The 18,025-nt window shown below is 67.6% G+C and carries 12 protein-coding genes; 7 read left to right on the top strand and 5 right to left on the bottom strand.

What is annotated here, in order from left to right; genetic code table 11:
* Genes eccCa through eccD form a run of 3 tightly spaced genes read right to left on the bottom strand, consistent with a single transcriptional unit; the run spans position 1 to position 7,015 of the window.
* Complete coding sequence (gene eccCa, locus OG300_RS37180) at positions 1-4,023, bottom strand: type VII secretion protein EccCa (protein ID WP_405489272.1); 4,023 nt, start codon at positions 4,021-4,023, stop codon at positions 1-3.
* A 17-nt stretch (positions 4,024-4,040) separates the two neighbouring features.
* Positions 4,041-5,543 carry a type VII secretion-associated serine protease mycosin gene (gene mycP, locus OG300_RS37175; RefSeq protein ID WP_405489270.1) on the bottom strand — a complete coding sequence of 501 codons (1,503 nt, stop codon included), beginning with the start codon at positions 5,541-5,543 and terminating at the stop codon, positions 4,041-4,043.
* The gene (gene eccD, locus OG300_RS37170; protein WP_405489268.1) at positions 5,540-7,015 is read right to left on the bottom strand and encodes a type VII secretion integral membrane protein EccD; all 1,476 of its coding nucleotides are present in this window, start codon (positions 7,013-7,015) and stop codon (positions 5,540-5,542) included. The genes mycP and eccD overlap by 4 nt, the downstream gene beginning before the upstream one ends.
* A 155-nt stretch (positions 7,016-7,170) precedes the next feature.
* On the opposite strand from eccD, the gene eccA reads away from it, so the two are divergent.
* The 7 genes from eccA (at position 7,171) to OG300_RS37135 (ending at position 17,212) form a co-directional block, all read left to right on the top strand.
* Positions 7,171-9,006 carry a type VII secretion AAA-ATPase EccA gene (gene eccA, locus OG300_RS37165; RefSeq protein WP_405489266.1) on the top strand — a complete coding sequence of 612 codons (1,836 nt, stop codon included), beginning with the start codon at positions 7,171-7,173 and terminating at the stop codon, positions 9,004-9,006.
* 10 nt (positions 9,007-9,016) lie between these two features.
* A complete protein-coding gene (eccE, locus tag OG300_RS37160) occupies positions 9,017-10,981 on the top strand; it encodes a type VII secretion protein EccE (RefSeq protein ID WP_405489264.1) in 1,965 nt (654 codons plus the stop codon).
* Between the two features lie 127 nt (positions 10,982-11,108).
* Entirely contained in the window at positions 11,109-12,365 is a 1,257-nt protein-coding gene (locus tag OG300_RS37155; protein WP_405489262.1) for a hypothetical protein, read from the top strand.
* 7 nt (positions 12,366-12,372) lie between these two features.
* Entirely contained in the window at positions 12,373-13,674 is a 1,302-nt protein-coding gene (locus OG300_RS37150; protein WP_405489260.1) for a hypothetical protein, read from the top strand.
* A gap of 111 nt (positions 13,675-13,785) precedes the next feature.
* Complete coding sequence (locus tag OG300_RS37145) at positions 13,786-15,039, top strand: hypothetical protein (protein ID WP_405489258.1); 1,254 nt, start codon at positions 13,786-13,788, stop codon at positions 15,037-15,039.
* A 10-nt stretch (positions 15,040-15,049) separates the two neighbouring features.
* Positions 15,050-16,354 (top strand): hypothetical protein, encoded by a 1,305-nt coding sequence (locus tag OG300_RS37140; protein WP_405489256.1) that lies wholly within the window; start codon positions 15,050-15,052, stop codon positions 16,352-16,354.
* A 144-nt stretch (positions 16,355-16,498) separates the two neighbouring features.
* Positions 16,499-17,212, top strand: a complete 714-nt coding sequence (locus OG300_RS37135; protein WP_405489254.1) for a trypsin-like serine peptidase — start codon at positions 16,499-16,501, stop codon at positions 17,210-17,212.
* A gap of 59 nt (positions 17,213-17,271) precedes the next feature.
* Here OG300_RS37135 and OG300_RS37130 read toward each other — a convergent pair whose 3' ends face one another.
* Positions 17,272-17,661: a MerR family transcriptional regulator gene (locus OG300_RS37130; protein WP_405489252.1), complete on the bottom strand. Its 390-nt coding sequence runs from the start codon at positions 17,659-17,661 to the stop codon at positions 17,272-17,274.
* Positions 17,658-17,993, bottom strand: a complete 336-nt coding sequence (locus OG300_RS37125) for a hypothetical protein (RefSeq protein ID WP_405489250.1) — start codon at positions 17,991-17,993, stop codon at positions 17,658-17,660. The genes OG300_RS37130 and OG300_RS37125 overlap by 4 nt, the downstream gene beginning before the upstream one ends.
* Positions 17,994-18,025: the final 32 nt, after the last annotated feature.

The raw sequence follows: 18,025 nt of genomic DNA, 5'->3' as shown, positions 1-18,025 counted from the left end.
TTACAGCGCCGGCAGATCCGCGATCTGGATCATCTCGGCACCCGCGGAGCGGGTCCAGAGGATGCCACGGCCGGGCGGCAGGCGCATCGGGCGGATGTCGCCGATCAGCTTGCCCTCGTCGCGCGAGCCGCTCATCAGCAGCGTCGGCACGGAGAGGTTCTTCATCGACCCGAGCACCTGGTCGTAGAGGGCCCGGGAGATGCCGCCCATATTGCGGGAGATGACCACGTGCAGGCCGATGTCGCGGGCCTGCGGGAGCAGTTCCACCAAGGCGCTCAACGGGTTTCCACCACCGGCGACCACCATGTCGTAGTCGTCGACGACGACGTAGATCTCCGGGCCCGACCACCAGTCGCGGTCGCGCAGCTGCTGCGGGGTGATGTCGGAGCCGGGGACGCGCTTGGCGAGGTAGTTGACCACCTCCTTGACCATGCCGCCGCAGGTCTGCGACGAGGTCGAGTACCCGGCCAGCTGATCGCCCTCCAGCACGCCCAGCAGGGTGCGCCGGTAGTCGATGAGGATGACGCGGGCCTGCTCGGCGTTGGAGCTCTCCGCGATGCCGCGAACGATGTTGCGCAGCACCGTGGTCTTACCCGATTCGACTTCGGAGAAGACCATGAAGTGCGCGTCCGCGCCGAAGTCCAGGGCGATCGGCTGGAGTTCGGATTCGCCGATGCCGACGACCACCTTGGTAGGGCTCTGCGCGATGCCGTGGCGATGCGCCAGTTCCAGCACCTGCTCGCGCGGCAGGCTGGCGGGCAGCGTGCGCACCTCGGGCGCGCGGCGGGTGCCGTAGAGCGCCTGCATCTCGGTGCGGGAGGCGGCGACGCCCTCGGCGAGGTTCTGCACATTGGTGTCGGAGTCCAAGCGCGGCAGCGCGATCAGCATGTGCAGCTGGTCGGCGGTGAGGCCGCGGCCGGGCCGGTTGAGCGGCACGTTGACGGCGATGCGTCGGCCCATCTCGGAGTCCGACGGGTCACCCAGGCGCAGTTCGATCCGGGTGCCGATCATGTCCTTGATGGAGGCGCGGACCTCACCCCAGCGGTTCGCGCCCAGGATGACGTGGATGCCGTACGAAAGGCCCTGCGCGGCAAGCTGTCCGACCGTCGGTTCCAGCGAGTCGAATTCCTCGCGCACGACCTGCCAGTTGTCGATGACCAGGAACACGTCGCCGAAGCGGTCGGCCAGCACCGGGTCGTCGGTCTGCCCGGCGGCCAGCGCGGCGTGCTTGCGCCGCCGGAACTCGGCCATCGATTCGATGCCCTGCGCCGCGAAGCGTTCCTCGCGCTGCCGCAGCAGGGTGGCGATTTCGGCGACGGTGCGCCGGACCCGGTCGGAGTCGAGCTTGCCCGCGACCGAGCCGACGTGCGGCAGCCCGACCAGACCGGCCATCGAGCCACCACCGAAGTCGAGGCAGTAGAACTGCACCTGCTCGGGGGTGTGGGTGGCGGCGGCGGCCATGATGATGGTGCGCAGCGCGGTCGACTTACCCGCCTGCGGACCACCGACGACCGCCACATTGCCCTGTGCGCCAGCGAGATTGATGGTGAGCACGTCGCGGCGCTGCTCGTACGGCTTGTCGATGATGCCGATCGGCATCCACAGCTGTCCGTGCCGGTTGACCGATGAACGCCAGTCCGGATCGGGCAGCAGCATGTCGACGGTCGGTGATTCCTCGAGCGGCGGCAGCCACACCTCGTGGGCCGGACGCCCGTGTCCGGTAAGGCGTTTCACGACGACCTGCAGCAGGCTGTCGGGGACACCCTCGTCGGCGGGCGGGGGCGGCGGCAGCAGGTCGAACGGATCGAGCGGGTTCTCCGGCTCCGGCAGTTCGAGCATTTCCACTGCCGCGGCGGTGAACTCGCGCGGCGGCGCTTCGGCGACCGTGCGGCCGTCTGCGGTCTGCCGACTGGCCCGGGGCGCGACGTAGGCCCCCGACACATAGGTCGCGTTGAACCGCAGCGGATCCGAGGCGTCGCTCTTGAGGTAGCCCGAGCCCGGCACACCCGGCAGGTGGTAGGCGTCGGTGATACCGAGCACGGCGCGAGATTCGTTGGCGGAGAACGTCCGCAGGCCGATCCGGTAGGACAGGTGCGCGTCCAGGCCGCGCATCTTGTTCTCTTCCAGTCGCTGCGAGGCCAGCAGCAGGTGCACGTGCAGCGACCGGCCCAGGCGGCCGATCATCACGAACAGGTCCGCGAAATCCGGCTTCTGCGAGAGCAGTTCGGAGAACTCGTCGATGACGACGAACAGCGCCGGTAGCGGATCCAGCGGCACGCCCGCGGCACGCGCCTTCTCGTATTCCACGACATTGGCGAAGTTTCCGGCCGAGCGCAGCAGTTCCTGCCGCCGGTTCATCTCACCGGCGAGCGCGTCGCGCATACGGTCGACGAGCGCGAGTTCTTCCTCGAGGTTGGTGATGACCGCCGCCACGTGCGGCAGCGGATCCATGCCGAGGAAGGTCGCGCCACCCTTGAAGTCGACCAGCACCAGGTTGAGCTGGTCGGGCGAGTGTGTGGTCACCATCGAAAGGATCAGCGTGCGAAGGAATTCCGACTTGCCGGAACCGGTCGCGCCGATGCACAGCCCGTGCGGGCCCATGCCGTTCTCGGCGGATTCCTTGATGTCGATCTCGACGGGAGTGCCGTCGGGCGTGATGCCGATCGGCACCCGCAGCCGTTCGCGTCCGGCGCGCGGCCGCCACACCTTGGCCGGATCGATCTGTGCGGCGTCCGGGATCTTGAGCAGGTTCATCAGGCCCGGGTCGGCGGCGGAGGTGTTGTCGCCGAGGCTGACGATCTGCGCCGCGGTGGCGATGCGGAAGCGAGCCAGGCTGCGCGAGAAGGCTTCCGCCTCGGCCAGGGTCACCCGGTCGGCATTGGCGAACTTCTCGGATCCGGCGGCGCTCTTGGCGAACACCTCGCCCCCGGCGGCCACCAGTTGCAGTCCGCGACGCGCGGCCAGCCCGTTCTCGGCCGAGCTCACGTCGATGACGGTGACCGCGTCGAGTCCGGACTCACTGATCAATCGCTCACTGCCGCTGACATATCCGTCGTCGATGATGACGACCAGATGCAGACGCCCCTGTGTCGGTTGCGGATTGCGCATGAAGCGCCCGCGCTCGAGCAGGTCGTCGGCCAGCGCGGTCTCCAGCTCACCGAGTGAGCCGTAGATCATGCGCGCCGCGCCCATCCCGTCGCGATGCGCCGAATGCTGCACGTGCGGCAGCCATTTCGCCCACGCCCAGGCCTCGCAGTCGGGTTCGGCGGTGACGATGGCGACGCCGACGTGGTCGGGCCCGTGGAATGCGGTGAGCTCCATCAGCATCGACCACACCAGCCCGCGCACGTCCGCGGCCGGTCCCTCGAGGTTGATGGCCGGGAAGGCCCGCAGCGACACCGCGGTCGGCAGGTGGTGCACGACGGAATGTGTTCGTACGAAACGCCGCAGCGCCACCGTGGACACGGGCTCGAGGTCTTCCAGCGGCCCGGTTTCCGGCCGCGCCAGTTTGGCGGCCAGCCGGTGCGTGCCGATGCCGACGCGCACATGCCCGAAGTCCGGATCGTTGGGGCGGCGCTCCCACATGCGCCGACTGTTCACGATGGACGGCAGATCCGCGGGCTCGGGATGGCTCCACACCAGCGTCTCGAGCTGTTTCTGCCCGGTGCGCCGCACTTCTCGGCGGGTCTGGTCGAGGTAGCGGAAGTAGTCCTTGCGTTCCTCGTTGAGTTCCCCGGAGCTCTTGCCGCTGCCGCGCTGGCCCATGAGCATGCCGCCCATGCCCATCACCATCATCAGCGGCATCATCATCATGTACGGGTTGGTCAGCACGGACCGGCCCATCATGGCGAACATGGCCAGCATGCCGATCATGGCGACGATCATCACGACCGGCATGAGCTTGCTCATCAGCGGTGCGGGCACCGCGCGCGGAATCTCCGGCGGCGCGGTCAGCGCCATCTCACCGCCCGGGGCGCGGGGTGGGGCGATGCGCGGTCGACGCACGAAACCTTCGGTAGCCATTGATAATTCTCCGGTTCTCAGGAATCGAGGTCGGGTAGTTCGTCGTCACTGCGCCGCCGCCGGAACGGAATCGACACGGCGAGACCGATTCCCAACGCGGACAGACAGACGATCGAGCCGACCGTGGCGACCAATCGCGGCAACTGCGCTGGGCCGGTGGGCTTTTCGGGTGCGGGGAAGGCGTGCGCCTTGTCGGAGTCGACATGATTGGGCAGCACGGGGACGTCCGCCTGGCGCACCGCGTCCGAGAACTGCGTGGTGAGCGCCGCGACCGGATCGATCATGCCCGCGCCGACGCCGTCGTCACGCCCGGTGCCGGGTTGATGCGCGGTGAGGATGATCTGGTTCATCACCTCGCGCGCCGACCAGTTCGGATACTTCGCCTTCAGCAGCGCCGCGAGCCCCGCCACGTACGGTGCGGCGAAGCTGGTGCCCTGGATGCCGATGAACTTCTTGTTCTTGTCGTCGTAGCCGGAGGTGTTCACCACTCCGCCTGTGTTGCTGTCGAATCCGAGCACGTCCTGGCCGATGGCCGCGACGCCGACCCAGGGCCCGTAGAGCGTCTGCTGTGACGGGCTGCCGTCGGGCATCATCCAGCCGACCGACAGCACGTACTTGTCGAACCAGGCCGGGCTGGCGACCGTGTTCACGTTCTTCCAGCTGGTCGCGCTGTCGCTGTAGTTCGCGTTGACCTTGCAGTCGGTGTTGGTGCCGCCGGTATTGCCCGCGGCGGCGACCACGACCACACCCTTCGAAAAGGCGTAGTGCACAGCGTTACCGAGCGGTCCGTCGCCGGTGTCGGAGTTGGCCGCCGTGCAGGAGGCCGCGGAGATATTGATGACGGAGGCGCCCATGTCGGCGGCCCGCACCACGGCCGCCGCCAGGGTCAGGCTGGGCCCGTACCCCTGCGCGGCCATATTGCCGGGAGCCTTCTCGCCGTTCTGATCCTTGGCCTGATAATGCTCGCTGAGCTGGCGGATGGACAGGATCTGCGCGTCCGGTGCGACGCCGACCAGTCCGTCATCGGTGCTCGGCTTGGCCGCGATGATGCCCGCGACCACGGTCCCGTGCCCGTCGCAGTCCTCGGTGCCGTCGGTGCCGGAGACGTAGTCCCCGCCGGGCTGCACGTCGATTCTGCTGCTGATGTAGGGATTTCGACTCACCCCGGTGTCGATGACCGCGATCTTCTGTCCGGCCCCCCGGTTGTGTTCCTGGTCGGGATTGGCCTGCCACGCCGCGGGCAGGTCGAGCACCTTCTGCGCGACCGGTTCGTCGCGCGGCACCCCGCCCGGTCTGAGGTAGAACTCGCTCCCGCATTCCTGGCGCAACTGGGTGGTCGCCAACGGTGCGGGCTTACGGGAGAGGTCCCCGACCGCCGGTGGCACCGCGTCGGTGGGCGCGGGCGGGTCCACCGCCGGCACCGGTCGCGCCCCCGCGGCAGCCTGCGGCCCCAGCAGCGCACCGCCGAGAATCGCTGCCGCACACAGTGTTCGCGCCCAGTTTCCGGGACGCCGTCTCATATGTTCCGGGCTGTCGAGTAGACGTCCATGATCCACAGCACCAGCGGGACGATCGAGATGATCAACGCGTATTCGAAGATCTCGTTGAACCGCCGCGTGATGGGCGTGACCTCGACGTGCGGCCCGATGACGCCGAATCCGATGGCACCCACCGCGAATACGATCAGCAGCCCCGCCGATATCAGCAGGTTGCCGTCGTCGGAGAGCGCCAGCAGCACGGCCAGGCCGATGAACGTGACGCATCCGCCCGAGATGAGCGTGGCGGCCTGGGTGAGGTCGGCGAAGGACCGCCCGCGCAGGCACAGCACGATGGATACGACGACCGCCAGCGCGATGCCCTGCCAGCGATCGGAGTGCAGTGGGTCGGCCGCGCCGAGCACGCCCGCGACGGCGCCGATGGCACTGCCGATCACGATGCCGGTCTGGAATTGATTCGCGGTCCGCGCCCGCTGCCCGAGTCCGTGTGCGGACGGCAGCACTGTCGCGCCGATCGCACCGATGCCCTCGATGGTGGGCCGGGGTTCGTGGTCGGCCGGGTCGATGGCCGCGCCCGCGGTGGGCACCGGCGGGACGGGCAGCCGGGCCAGCATGGCGGCCAGTCGCGGCACTACCGACAGCAGCATGATCGAGACGACCAGTACGCCCGCAGCCACTTTCGGGATGCCCGCGTCCCAGATCATCCGCACGGCCGCGCCGATTCCGGACAGCAGCACGACGGTCACGACCGCCGCGATCGCGGCCGCACCCGCCCCGATGATCCGGTATCCGACGATCGCGATGAGCAGCGTCGCGGCCGCGCCGAGCATGAGGTGTGGACTGCCCAGTGGTCCGGGCACCGCGAGGGCCGCGCCGCCGCAGGCCAGCAGCAGCATGCACAGCGTGAGCACGGTGGCGGTCAGTTCGTCCGCGTATTTGCGCATGGCGATGGCCGCGGCGACCAGGGCCGCGATGGCCCCGCCGAGCAGCAGTGGCGGTGCGACATACGAGTTTCCGCCGGAACGCGCCACCAGTGCGAGCACGATCGCGAACGCCACCGCGACCGCTCCGGCGACGAGTCCGGTCCAGCGGGCCGCGGTCGACGACCAGCTGCGGAACTCCTCGGCGGTGAGTCGCGAGACGGCGTCGATGACGTCGTCGAACAGTGCCGGGGATTCCTTGGCGGAGACCGCGCGCAGCACCAGCAGTTCGCCGTCGTAGATCTCGGCGTCGTTCAGGGTTTGGCTGGGCGCGATCATGTCGCGTCCCAATTTGGCCAGTGTCCAATGCTGGGACTGGAGCGGCGTACCCCCGTCGTCGCCGCCGATGATGTCCGGATTTCGGGATTCTATGAGCCGCACCAGATCACCGATGAACGCGGCGATGGGTACGTTGGCCGGCAGCCCGACGTCGAGCTGGGTATTCCCCCCGATGACGGATACTCGGCACAACTCGGGTTCAGCCGCCCGAGGGCCGCTGATCGACTGTGCTGTCACTTGCTGAACTGCTCCCCTGTAGCTCTCAACAGTTGCCCGCCCAGGGCGGTTAACCATAATGTATCCGACTGTCCGCAGCTGTGCGATCGCACCGTGTGAGTGGGCAAAGTGAACGAAAGACCAACCAGGTTCGACGAATTCGGGGTTCGACTAGGATGATCGATACTCGCCAGGCACAACGCGCCTTCGACGCCGGAGTGCTGTCCTTGGGGTTGAGCATCGAGGGCCAGGAGTCGAACCGGGACCTCGACTACGCCAAACTCGCATTTCAGCGCGCCACCGAGTGGGATCCGACAATGGCCGACGCCTGGCTGGGCCGCACGGCCGCCGGCGAGGTCACCACGGACGTGTTGTCCAATTTGTACAAGTGCAGCACCGTTTCCCTGGCACGTGAACAACGTCGGCTGGGTTTGGCCCCGCGCGCGCTTGCTGGACGTTTCCTGCCGGGCCTCTACATCGACTATCCGCTGGCCGGTTTCACCGAGATCCACCTGGCGTGGGCCGCGCATCTGATCGCCGAGAAGCAGTACGACGAGGCCCAGAACGTGCTCGACGAACTGGACAAGCACCGGCGTGCCCGGGCCTCGGAACCGGACTTCGAAATCGACGGCCGCATAGCCAAGTACGTGCGCGGCATCCTGCACTACAACACGCAGCGCTGGTCGGATGTGATGACCGTGCTGTCGGGTTCCGCGGAGTGGGAGGACCCCTATCTGGCGGCCGGCGCGCATGTGATGGTCGGCACCGCCTGCGCACAGCTGGGTTTGTTCGGTGAGGCGATTCGCCGGATGGAAGCCGCGGAGGCCGGACCGATTCCGGCGGCCCGCACGGCGGCCATGTTCTGCCGCGGTCTGTGCCTGCGCGAGAACGGCGCGGCCGAGGAGGCGCAGGCACTTTTCGAGAAGGTGTATTCGCAGGCACCGGATTTCGAAGCCAATACCGCGGCCATGCGCGATCGCACCTACCGCATCACCCTCACCTCCAAGGAGGTGATCGAGGCCCGCACCGACAAGTGGGATCCGGCGTCCGCGCCCTCGCTGGAGGAGAAGCAGGCCGCCGAGCACGAGGACCGCGCCAAGGAGATCCTGACCCAGGCGCGGGCCGAGCTGGACAAGCAGATCGGCTTGACCGCGGTGAAAACCCAGGTCGCCAAGCTGCAATCGAGTGCGCAGCTGGCGAAGATCCGTGCGGAGAAGGGCCTTTCGAGCTCGGCGCGCGGCCAGCACCTGGCCTTCACCGGCCCGCCCGGAACCGGTAAGACCACCATCGCGCGGGTGGTCGCCAAGATCTATTGCGGCCTCGGCATTCTCAAGACCGACAAGGTGGTGGAGACCAAGCGCTCCGATTTCGTCGGTCAGCACCTGGGTTCCACCGCGATCAAGACCGACGCGCTGATCGACACCGCGATGGACGGCGTGCTGTTCATCGACGAGGCGTACACCCTGATCCAGACCGGACTTTCGGGTGGTGACGCCTTCGGCCGCGAGGCGGTGGACACGCTGTTGGCCCGGATGGAGAACGATCGCGACCGCCTGGTGGTGATCATCGCCGGATACGACGGCGAGATCGACCGCTTCCTGGCCGCCAACGACGGTCTGTCCTCGCGCTTCGCCAAGCGCCTGCAATTCCCGTCGTACACGGCCGAGGAGCTCGGGCAGATCGGCCAGGTCATTTCCGGCAAGCGCGATTCGGAGCTCTCCGATGACGCCATGCAGGCGCTGATCGAGACCTGCCAGCGGCTCTACGAACTGGAGAGCACCGATCAGAGCGGGCAGCCGCGCCGCGGGGTGGATGTGGCGGGCAACGGCCGCTTCATCCGCAACCTGATCGAGGCCGCCGAGGAAGAGCGCGAATTCCGGCTCGCCAATGATGAATCCATCGATCTGAGCGCCGTCGACGAGTCGGTGCTGATGCGGATCGAAGGTCCCGACATGAAGGCAGCACTGAGCACCCTGCTCAGCTCGCTGGGTTTATCGTCGGCAGCTCGCTGAGGGGCGGATAGTGAACGAATATCAGGGGGGACCCGGCGGCTACCCGCAGGGTGGGCCGAACTCGCCGGGCGGTGCGCGATCTCGTCATGCCGCAGCGGATCACTACGCACCGGACGCGAGGTACGAGGATGAGCGCGGCGGTGGCACCGCCGTGGCGGCACCGCCGCGTTCCGCTGCACCGCGACCCGCGGAACCCGCGACGGAGTCGCAGTCGAGTGGTGGTACGCATCGTGCGTCATCGGATGACGCGGTCGCCTATGAGCTGCGCTCGGATGATCTGTGGCTGCTGCGGAATCTGCCGCTGCGCCTGGTGATTCCGGTCGCGCTGTTCGGTGTCGCGGTCTCGCTGGTCGTGGTGGCCTGCCACGCGCCGTGGTGGGCGGCGCTGATCGGCGGGGTGCTGCCCGCGCTGATCGGCTTGATCCCGATTCGCGGGGTGCCGACCGGGCTGCGGCTGGGCCGGTGGGTGGCCTATCGCTGGAAGCAGGCGCAGCGCCGGACCTTCGACGAGAACGCCAGTGTCGATGTCCCGCTGCCGGAGGGCGGCAGCTGCGGATTGCGCTGGGACGGCACGCTGTTGACCACCATGCTGCGCATCGATCCGCCGCCGGACACGCTGACGCTGCTGCGTCGCGGTTCGCTGAGCACCGATCAGCTGTTGCCGCTCAACGAGATCGCCGCCTGCCTGCGGCAGTACGACGTCGAACTGCATTCGGTGGACGTGATCAGCACCGGCACCCGCACCGCCAGCACCGAGGCGGTGATCTCCGGTTACGCGGCCAGCATCGCACCGCTGGGGCGGCTCTACGACGAGATCCTCGGCCCGCTGCCCGCCATCGCGCACCGCACCATGTGGCTGGTGCTGCGGCTGAACCCGCTGGACAACGCGAAGGCCGTCGACAATCGCGGCGGCGGTCCGGAGGGCGCGTTGCGCTCCGCTCTGGTCGCCACCCGCCGGGTCGCGAATCGTCTTGCGGGCCACGGCATCACGGCCTCGATCCTGACCACCACGGAGATGACGACCGCGCTGCGCGAGCTCACCCGAGGTATCCCGGTCCCCGAGTTCGTCGAGAACCCGGACAACCTGGAGCACAACGGCATTCACCTGACCAGCTACCAGATCGATCCGCAGCTGTTCAATTCCGATGGCCTGGCCAAGATCTGGTCGGTCCGCAGCCTGGCCACCACGGTGGCGGTGCGCCTGCAACCGGTCCCCGATCCGGACGCCAAGCCCGGCCAGCCCGCCGCCATCATCGAGGTGGACGCCCGCGTCCGCTACGACACGCCTTACGAGCACGGCGAACCGCCGGTGGCGGGTCTGAAGGAGCTGCCGCGCCGCCAACTCTGGGCGCTGCTCGACATTCTTTCCTACGGCACGCAGGAGATTCGTCCCAGCGGCTACCGGGGCCCCGTGGACGTGCTCACCGATATCGCCATGCCGACCGCGGGTTGCGGCCAGCTCATCGGCGCGGACCGCACCGGTAGCGGTATCGCGGTCCCGCTGATCGGTGACGGCTCCCGCCACATCGACATCATCGCCAGCCTGCAACTGGCGCAGCAGGTCATCCTGCGCGCCATCGCCCTCGGCGCGGGCGCGGTGGTCCACACCGCCCGCCCCTGGGCCTGGCAGGCCATGGTCGCGAATGTGGCGGCCCCCCAGGCTCTTTCCCTGGCCTCCTCGGTGATCCACAGTTCGCGCGGCACCACCGTGCAGGGTCGCATGACGACCCCGGCGGCCACCGTCATCGTCTTCGACGGCGTCCCCGCCAGCGCGCCCCCCGGCTCGGCCACCGTGGTCACCGTCCACGAATCCATCCCCGCCGACTACCAGCCGGATGCCGACGTCACCATCGTCCAGCACCCCGACGCCCCCCACACCATCACCGTGCACACCCAGGCCACCACCACTACCGCGCAGCTGGTCACCACCCCGGCCGAGCAGCATTACCTGAGCGGCACACCGGCTCGGCGCTGATCGCCCCATGCTGTAGACGACCCCGATGGTTCTCAGGGTGTGCCCTGCCCGAGACCTGCCGGTAGGCTTTCGCACGCCGGAAGCTCACGTGCCGAAGGCGATTCGGTTTCATCGGGGGTTGTTCTACATGCTTCACAGTTTCACCGGGCTGCGTGCTGCCCGATCCAAACCGGGGGCGGGGATCGTCATCGCGTGTGCGGTCGTGGTCCTGGCGACCGCGGGCTGCGGGTTCGGTTCCCATCCGGCCGAACGGGTTTCGGTCGACCTGACCGCACTCGATACCGGCAGCTTCCCCACCGCGCCGACACCCGTCACCGCGACCGACGCCGCCGCGGCCGGTCGCAACGCGGAGGCGATCCGGCTCGGGAACGCCATGCCGCTGCCCATGGAGGTCGACCCGGCGTTGACCGTCAACGCCGGTGGCGTGCATCCCTTCGCCGATATCTCCGACGTGCTGGTGAAGGAGATGAACGGGGGGCGGTCCGCGTTCGGATGGCTCGACAGCGCCGCGTTCACCACCAATCCTGCTGGCTTCACAGCGGGTTTCGCCACTTCCGCACGCACGAACGAGGATTCGACGCTCGGCTATCAGCTCACCGATGTGGTGATGACTTTCGACAGCGACGCCGACGCCGCTGCCGCTGCGACGGCCTTCGGGGCCGGTGGCTTCCTGGATGTAGGCATGGGCAAGGACGAACCCGCCCGGTCGACCGCGCATCCGAGTGCGTCGATCACTTGGGAGCCCTGGTCACAAACCCTGGCGGCGTTCTACCCGACGGGGAAGTACGTGATTCTCACCCTGGTCGACAACCATGAGAAGTTCTACGAGAAGCTCTCCGATCTGCCGGATCTGATCACTAAGTCCGACAAGGCAATCGACGTGACTGCGGACCGTCTGAAGTCGTTCCAGCCGACACCCCCGGACCAGCTCTCGGCGCTGCCCCTGGATCCCCAGGGCATGTTGCGCCTGACCCTGCCGCGCCCGCCGGGTGACCAGACCGCGCACGCCTTCGCGGGAACCCTGGCCGCGCACGGCGCGCTACAGAACGCGGGCGAACCGGCCGTCGACGGTCCGATGTTCGACCAGGACGGCATCGACGCCGTCAGTTACGGTGCGGGAGCACTGTTTCGGGCGCGGGACGCGGACTCGGCGCAACGCTTCCTCGGCGACTACTCCGTAGGCAAGTTCAACCATCTCCTCGACTCACCGGCGGGCCTGCCGATCGCGAAGTGCAGGAAGTACTACGGCCCCAATGCGCGCGCGTTCCCGTTCGACTGCATGGTCGCCCACGGCCGGTATGTGGCCGAGGTGTGGTCACAGCAGCAGCAGGATGTCCTGCAACGGATTTCGGCGCAGTACGCCATCCTCGCCAACGACAAGTAGGGGCATCATGACCAGACATGGCCTGCGCCGCTCTTGCGGCAGAACAGTTTTCGGCGCGATCACCGTGGGGATCACCGCGGTCGTGGCGCTGCCCGCGCTGGCCGGATGCGCATCCGACGTGTCCGGCACCGCGGCCGCCGCGGAGGTCGACGTGCGCCAGCTCCCGGTCGGCAACTACCCGACGGCACCGCTCGACGCGCGCATGACCTACGAACACGGTGTAGGCGACGGCCGTCCGATGGCCATCGCCCGCCTGGCCGGTAACACGGTCATCGGCACCGACGTCGACCCCGGCCTCAGCCACAATGTGATGTCGAAGGCCCTGCGCTTCCCGGAGGATGCCTACTCGGTGCTGGCCGATCCGGTTCGGGCGGTGCTCGAGCCGGACCACATGCAGTACGGCTTCTCCGCCGCCGCCAGCACCGAAGATCTCAGCGACACAACCGGTTACACGATCTCCGGTGATTTCCAGCCCTTCGGCGGCGCGAACGCCAAGGCGAGCGCCACCTCGTTCAACATGACGATCCTCCAGTTCCCCGACGCGCAGCAGGCCCGGACCGCCGCACAGGACATGGATACCGCCGACTTCACCGTCGCCGCCGACCGGAACGTCCATGTCACCCTGGCCGGCCATGCCGACGCGAAAGCCCATTGGCAACCCGGCATTCCCTCGCTGGCCGCGACCATCGCGGACGGCCTCTACGTCGCATCCGTCTACGTGCAACTACCCACCGCGGATCTCGACGGCCTGGGCACGCTCGCCGACAAGATCCTCGCGGCCCAGCTCCCGATGCTCGACGACGCCCCGGGACTGTCCCCCGAGGACATCTACCGCTTGGACCCGGACCCCGACGCCATGCTGCGGCGAACCCTGCACCCGGGCCAGAGCATCTCACCCGACGCCGACAGCGAGACAACCCACACCGCCCACGGCTACCTGCACTACATCGGTGACCTGCCGACCTGGAAAGCCTTGCTGGACAACAACGGAGTCGACCGCGTCTCCACCGCCCGCTCGGGCGGCCTGCTCTTCCGCACCCGCGACCCGAAATCCGCCGCCGCCCTCGCCACCGCGATAGCCGCCCGCACCACAACCCCGGCCGAGGTCCCCGACAAGGTCCCCGACACCACCTGCGCCGAAGCGAACAAGGCCTGGACCACCTACAAAACCTGGGACACCAACGCCAAATACATCTGCACCCTGCACTACGACCGCTACGTCGCCCGAGTCTCGAGCGATCAACTCATCGACGTCCAGCAGAAGGCGGCAGCACAGTACGCGGTACTCGCCAACAGCCAGCCTCTGTAACCGACCTCCACCGACTCACAGACTCTGCCGCACCCCGAACCCGGCAGTATGCTCGGTTCGTCGGAAGCCAAGGCGGGACCGACAATTCGGGTTGTTCGGGGGATTTTCGGCATGCGTCACAGTTTTGTCCGGCCACGGTCGGTCCGGCTCCGGTTGCGCGCGGCAGCCGCCGCGATATTGGTCGTCTCGGCTGTCGCCACGGCCGGATGTGGCTCCGATTCCACTGCGGCCGAGGACGACTCGGTCGATCTGCACGGTCTGGACACCGGCAGTTACGCCACCCGGCCGGTCGCGTACACCGCTGCGGACGCGACCGTCGCGGCACGGAACGCCGAATCGCTACGGCTGGGGAACGCCATGCCGTTGCCCATGGACATCGATCCCGCACTCACTCACAATCTCCAGGTTCTGCACCCCTTTCCGAATATGTCGGACGTGCTCGAGGACGGGATCAACGGCCGTCGGTCGGCCTTCGGGTGGCTCGACGACACGGCGTTCGCCGCCAACCCGCCGGGGTTCACGGCGGGCTTCGAAGCAGCGGCGAGATCGAACGCGGATCACAACCTCGGATACCAGCTCACCGACGTGGTCATGACCTTCGACAGCGACAGCGATGCCGCCGCGGCCGCGACCACTTACGCGGCGAACGGATTCCAGGACCTCGGTTCCGGTAAGGGCGAGCCGGCGCAGTCGAGCTCCCACCCCACCGCCGCACTCATCTGGCTTCCCGACAGCCAATTCCTCACCGCGTTCTACCCCAGCGGGCAGTACCTGATCCTCACCATGGCCGACGACTACGAGAACCACGAGGAGACGATCTCGGACCTTCCGGATCTGATCGCCAAGTCCGACAAGGCCATTGAAGTCACCGTCGATCGACTGCGATCGTTCCGGCCGACGCCCTCGGACCAGCTGACCGCGCTGCCCCTCGATCCTCAGGGCATCCTGCGCCTGGCTCTACCGCGCCCGGACGGTGATACGACCGCCGATGCCTTCGACGGCACTCTCGACGCACACGGCGCCCTGCAAACCGAGTTGGATCCGACGCTGAGTCACGCGAGCTTCGATCGCGACGGTGTCGACGCGGTGAGCTACGGCGCGGGAATCCTGTATCGCACCAGGGATTCCGCGGCCGCGAAGGATCTGGTCCTCGCCTCAGCCGACAGATTCTTCCGCCGAATCGATTCGCCCGCAGGACTGCCGAACGCACGGTGCGTGAAATACCACGGCCCGGATGTCCGCATGTTCCCCTTCGTCTGCTCGGTCACCTATGGGCGCTATGTGGCGGAGATGTGGTCACGACAGCAGCAGGACGTGTTCCAGCGGATTTCCGCACAGTACGCCATGCTCGCCAACAACAAGTAAGGCGGAAGTCGTGAAACCTCACCAGTCTCACCGGGGCAGCGGCAGAAGGGTTTTCAGCGCGATCGCGCTGGTTGTCGCGGCCGTGCTGGCGGTGCCCGCACTCGCCGGATGCGAGAACGACGTGTCCGGTGCGGCGGCGGCCGCGGAGGTCGACGTCCGGCAGTTCCAGGTCGGCAACTTTCCCACCGATCCACTCGACCTCCGGATGCGGTACTGGCACGACAGCGTCGAGGGCAGGGAGCTTGCTGTCACGCGGCTGGCCGACGCCGTCATCACCGGTTCCGAGGTCGATCCGAAGTTCGATCGGAACCTGCGGGCGGACAAGTACCTGGGTTCGACGCCCTGGCTGGCCGAACCGGTCCAACCGGTAGTGAAGGCAAACGGAATGCTGTTCGGCTTCGCCACATCGGTGAGCGACCGCCCGCTCGGCAAGCTCAGGGACACCGCCGAGATCTACACCTACGCCCTCTTCGGCAGCGCCGCACCCGATCCGGATGCCAGTTCTTTCAATGTGACCGTGCTGCAATTCCCGGATCAGCAGCGAGCGGAGACGGCCGCCGAGCAAATGGAGGCCGCCGACTTCAGCGTGGCCCCGGATCAGAATGTCCACGTCACCCTGGACCGGCATCCGAATGCCACCGCCCATTGGCGGCCGGGCCTGCCCGCGATGGTCGTCACGGTCGCCGACGGCCCGTACGTCGTGAACGTCTTCACCGCCTTGCCCACACCGGATCTCGACGGGTTGCGGGCGCTGTCCGACAAGGTGCTCGACGCCGAACTCCCACTGCTCGATCGAACCCCGGGACTGTCGATTCCCGACGTCTTCCGCCTCGACTACGACCCGGACAGCATGCTGCAGAGAACCTTGCACCCCATGGATTTCATCGGCCCCGACGTCCAGACCGAAGCCACCCACACCCCCCGCGGTTTCCTGCATTTCGTGGCGAACGCGGGATTGTGGCAGCCCCTGTTGGACTCTGCGGGGGTGGATCGAATCTCGACCGCCCACAAGGGCGCACTGCTGCTTCGCGCCCGCGATGCGGCAGCCGCGACCACACTGTGGAACGGAATCAACGGGCTGCCAGGGAAACCCGCGGAAACGCCCGAGCATGTCCCCGACGTGTACTGCGCCCAGAACGGTGCTCGCAGGACCGACTCCTGGTCGGGCTTCGAGTCCTGGTACGAGGACGACGCTTACGTCTGCGATATCCGCTACGGCCGCTACGTAGCTCGCGTCGCGAGCGCACAGCTCACCGACGCGCAACAGCGCGCGGCCGCCCAGTACGCCCTGCTCGCGAACAGCCAATGGATGTGAAGGCACCGGCGCGGTCCTCGAGATCCGGTGACGCCACGCTCGTGTAAATCGCTCCGATGCTTCACGTTTCGCGTGCTCTTCGCTACCGTGCGACGAATGCGACGGATTGCGGCTCTTGCCTGTGGAGTACTACTAGGTTTCGCGGTGCCCCAGGCGGCCCGAGCGGACGAACCGGCCGCAGCCGAGGTCGAGACGGCTCCCGCCACCGGAGCCCTGTTCTACCCCAGCACATCCGGTGCCGTCCCCCGCCTCGGTGGCCCGCACTTCTGCTCCGCGGGCGTAGTCGACTCCCCCTCCCGCGACCTCCTGGTGACCGCGGCCCACTGCGTCCTCGGCCCCGGCGCCCTGATCGAGTTCGCACCTCTACTACACGATTCCGAACTCCCAGCCGGGGTATGGGACGTGACATCCATGTACGTGGACCCCTCCTGGCAGCAGTCCTTCGACCCCCGCCACGACGTGGCCTTCCTCCGCGTCGCCCCGCGAAACGGCAAGAAGATCGAAGACGTGGTCCCCGGCCTCCCCCTCGCCACCCCAACCCCGGGCACCCCGGTAACAGTCAGCGGCTACCCCCTCGGCTTCGGCGGCCGCCCCCTGACCTGCACCGCCCCACTGGAATCCGTAGACAATGGCTCCGCCATCCACTGCAGCGGTTTCGTAGACGGCACCAGCGGCGGCCCCTGGATCCAGAACGGCCAGATAGTCGGCGTGATCGGCGGCCCCGAACAAGGTGGCTGCGCCCCCGACATCGAATACAGCTCCCCCTTCACCCCCGACACCCAATCCCTCCTCACCCGAGCCGAATCCGCCACCCCCGGCGACATCCTCCCCATCGGCTGGACCGCCAACCGCTGCTGACCCACCGGTCGATTACAGCGGACGCTGCGGATGAATCGGTTGGCCTTCAGCGGCCGGGCTCATTCGAACGGCACTGGGCAACAATGGCTTTCGCTGCACACGAGAAGGTCGTCACATCCGGCCGCCAGGGCCGCGCGCAAGGCGTCGCGTACTGCGTTCAGTTCAGCGAGTTTCGCATCGACCTCGGCGAGTTTGGTTGCGGCGCGGGTGTGCAGACCGGTGTTGGGTGTGACTGCCAGGAGGTCTGCGACTTCATCGAGGGTGAACCCGAGCCGCTGTGCGGCCTTGATGATTCGCAAGGTGGTGACGGCCTGCGGTGGATAGAGGCGGTGTCCACCCAGGGAGCGGTTCGGTTCGGCGAGCAGGCCGCGGCGTTCGTAGTAGCGCAGGGTCTGGATGTTCACCCCGGCTGCGGCGGCAACCTGGCCGGTACGCAACTCCGCGCTCATCGCGACACGGCTCCGACCCGCGATTCGACAGCGTCGAGAACCTCGATATGCGTTGCGGGAACATCGATGTGCATCAGTGAACCCCCGGCAGTGGGTTCGAAAGAGAACGTGAAGAACGAGCAGCATTCCGTTTCACGGGCCGCCAGGTCCCGCCCGACTGCCTCGGCCGCGGCGTCGATGAACAGATCCAGCCGAGTGCGGTCGGCCCGAACTGCACGCTGCACCGAGTCGGCGAAGAACCGATCGAACTCTTCCACCCGCATCGGCTGCGCGGCCGTCGGCAGGGTGCACGAATCCGGTACCCACCCGGCGGAACCGGTATCGATCGTCATGAATCCACGGTAAGCCTGTACCCGGGTACCGG

It is taken from the genome of Nocardia sp. NBC_00511 (assembly GCF_045161165.1).
Taxonomy (GTDB): Bacteria; Actinomycetota; Actinomycetes; order Mycobacteriales; family Mycobacteriaceae; genus Nocardia.
This window is presented reverse-complemented; position numbering and strand designations above follow the sequence as displayed.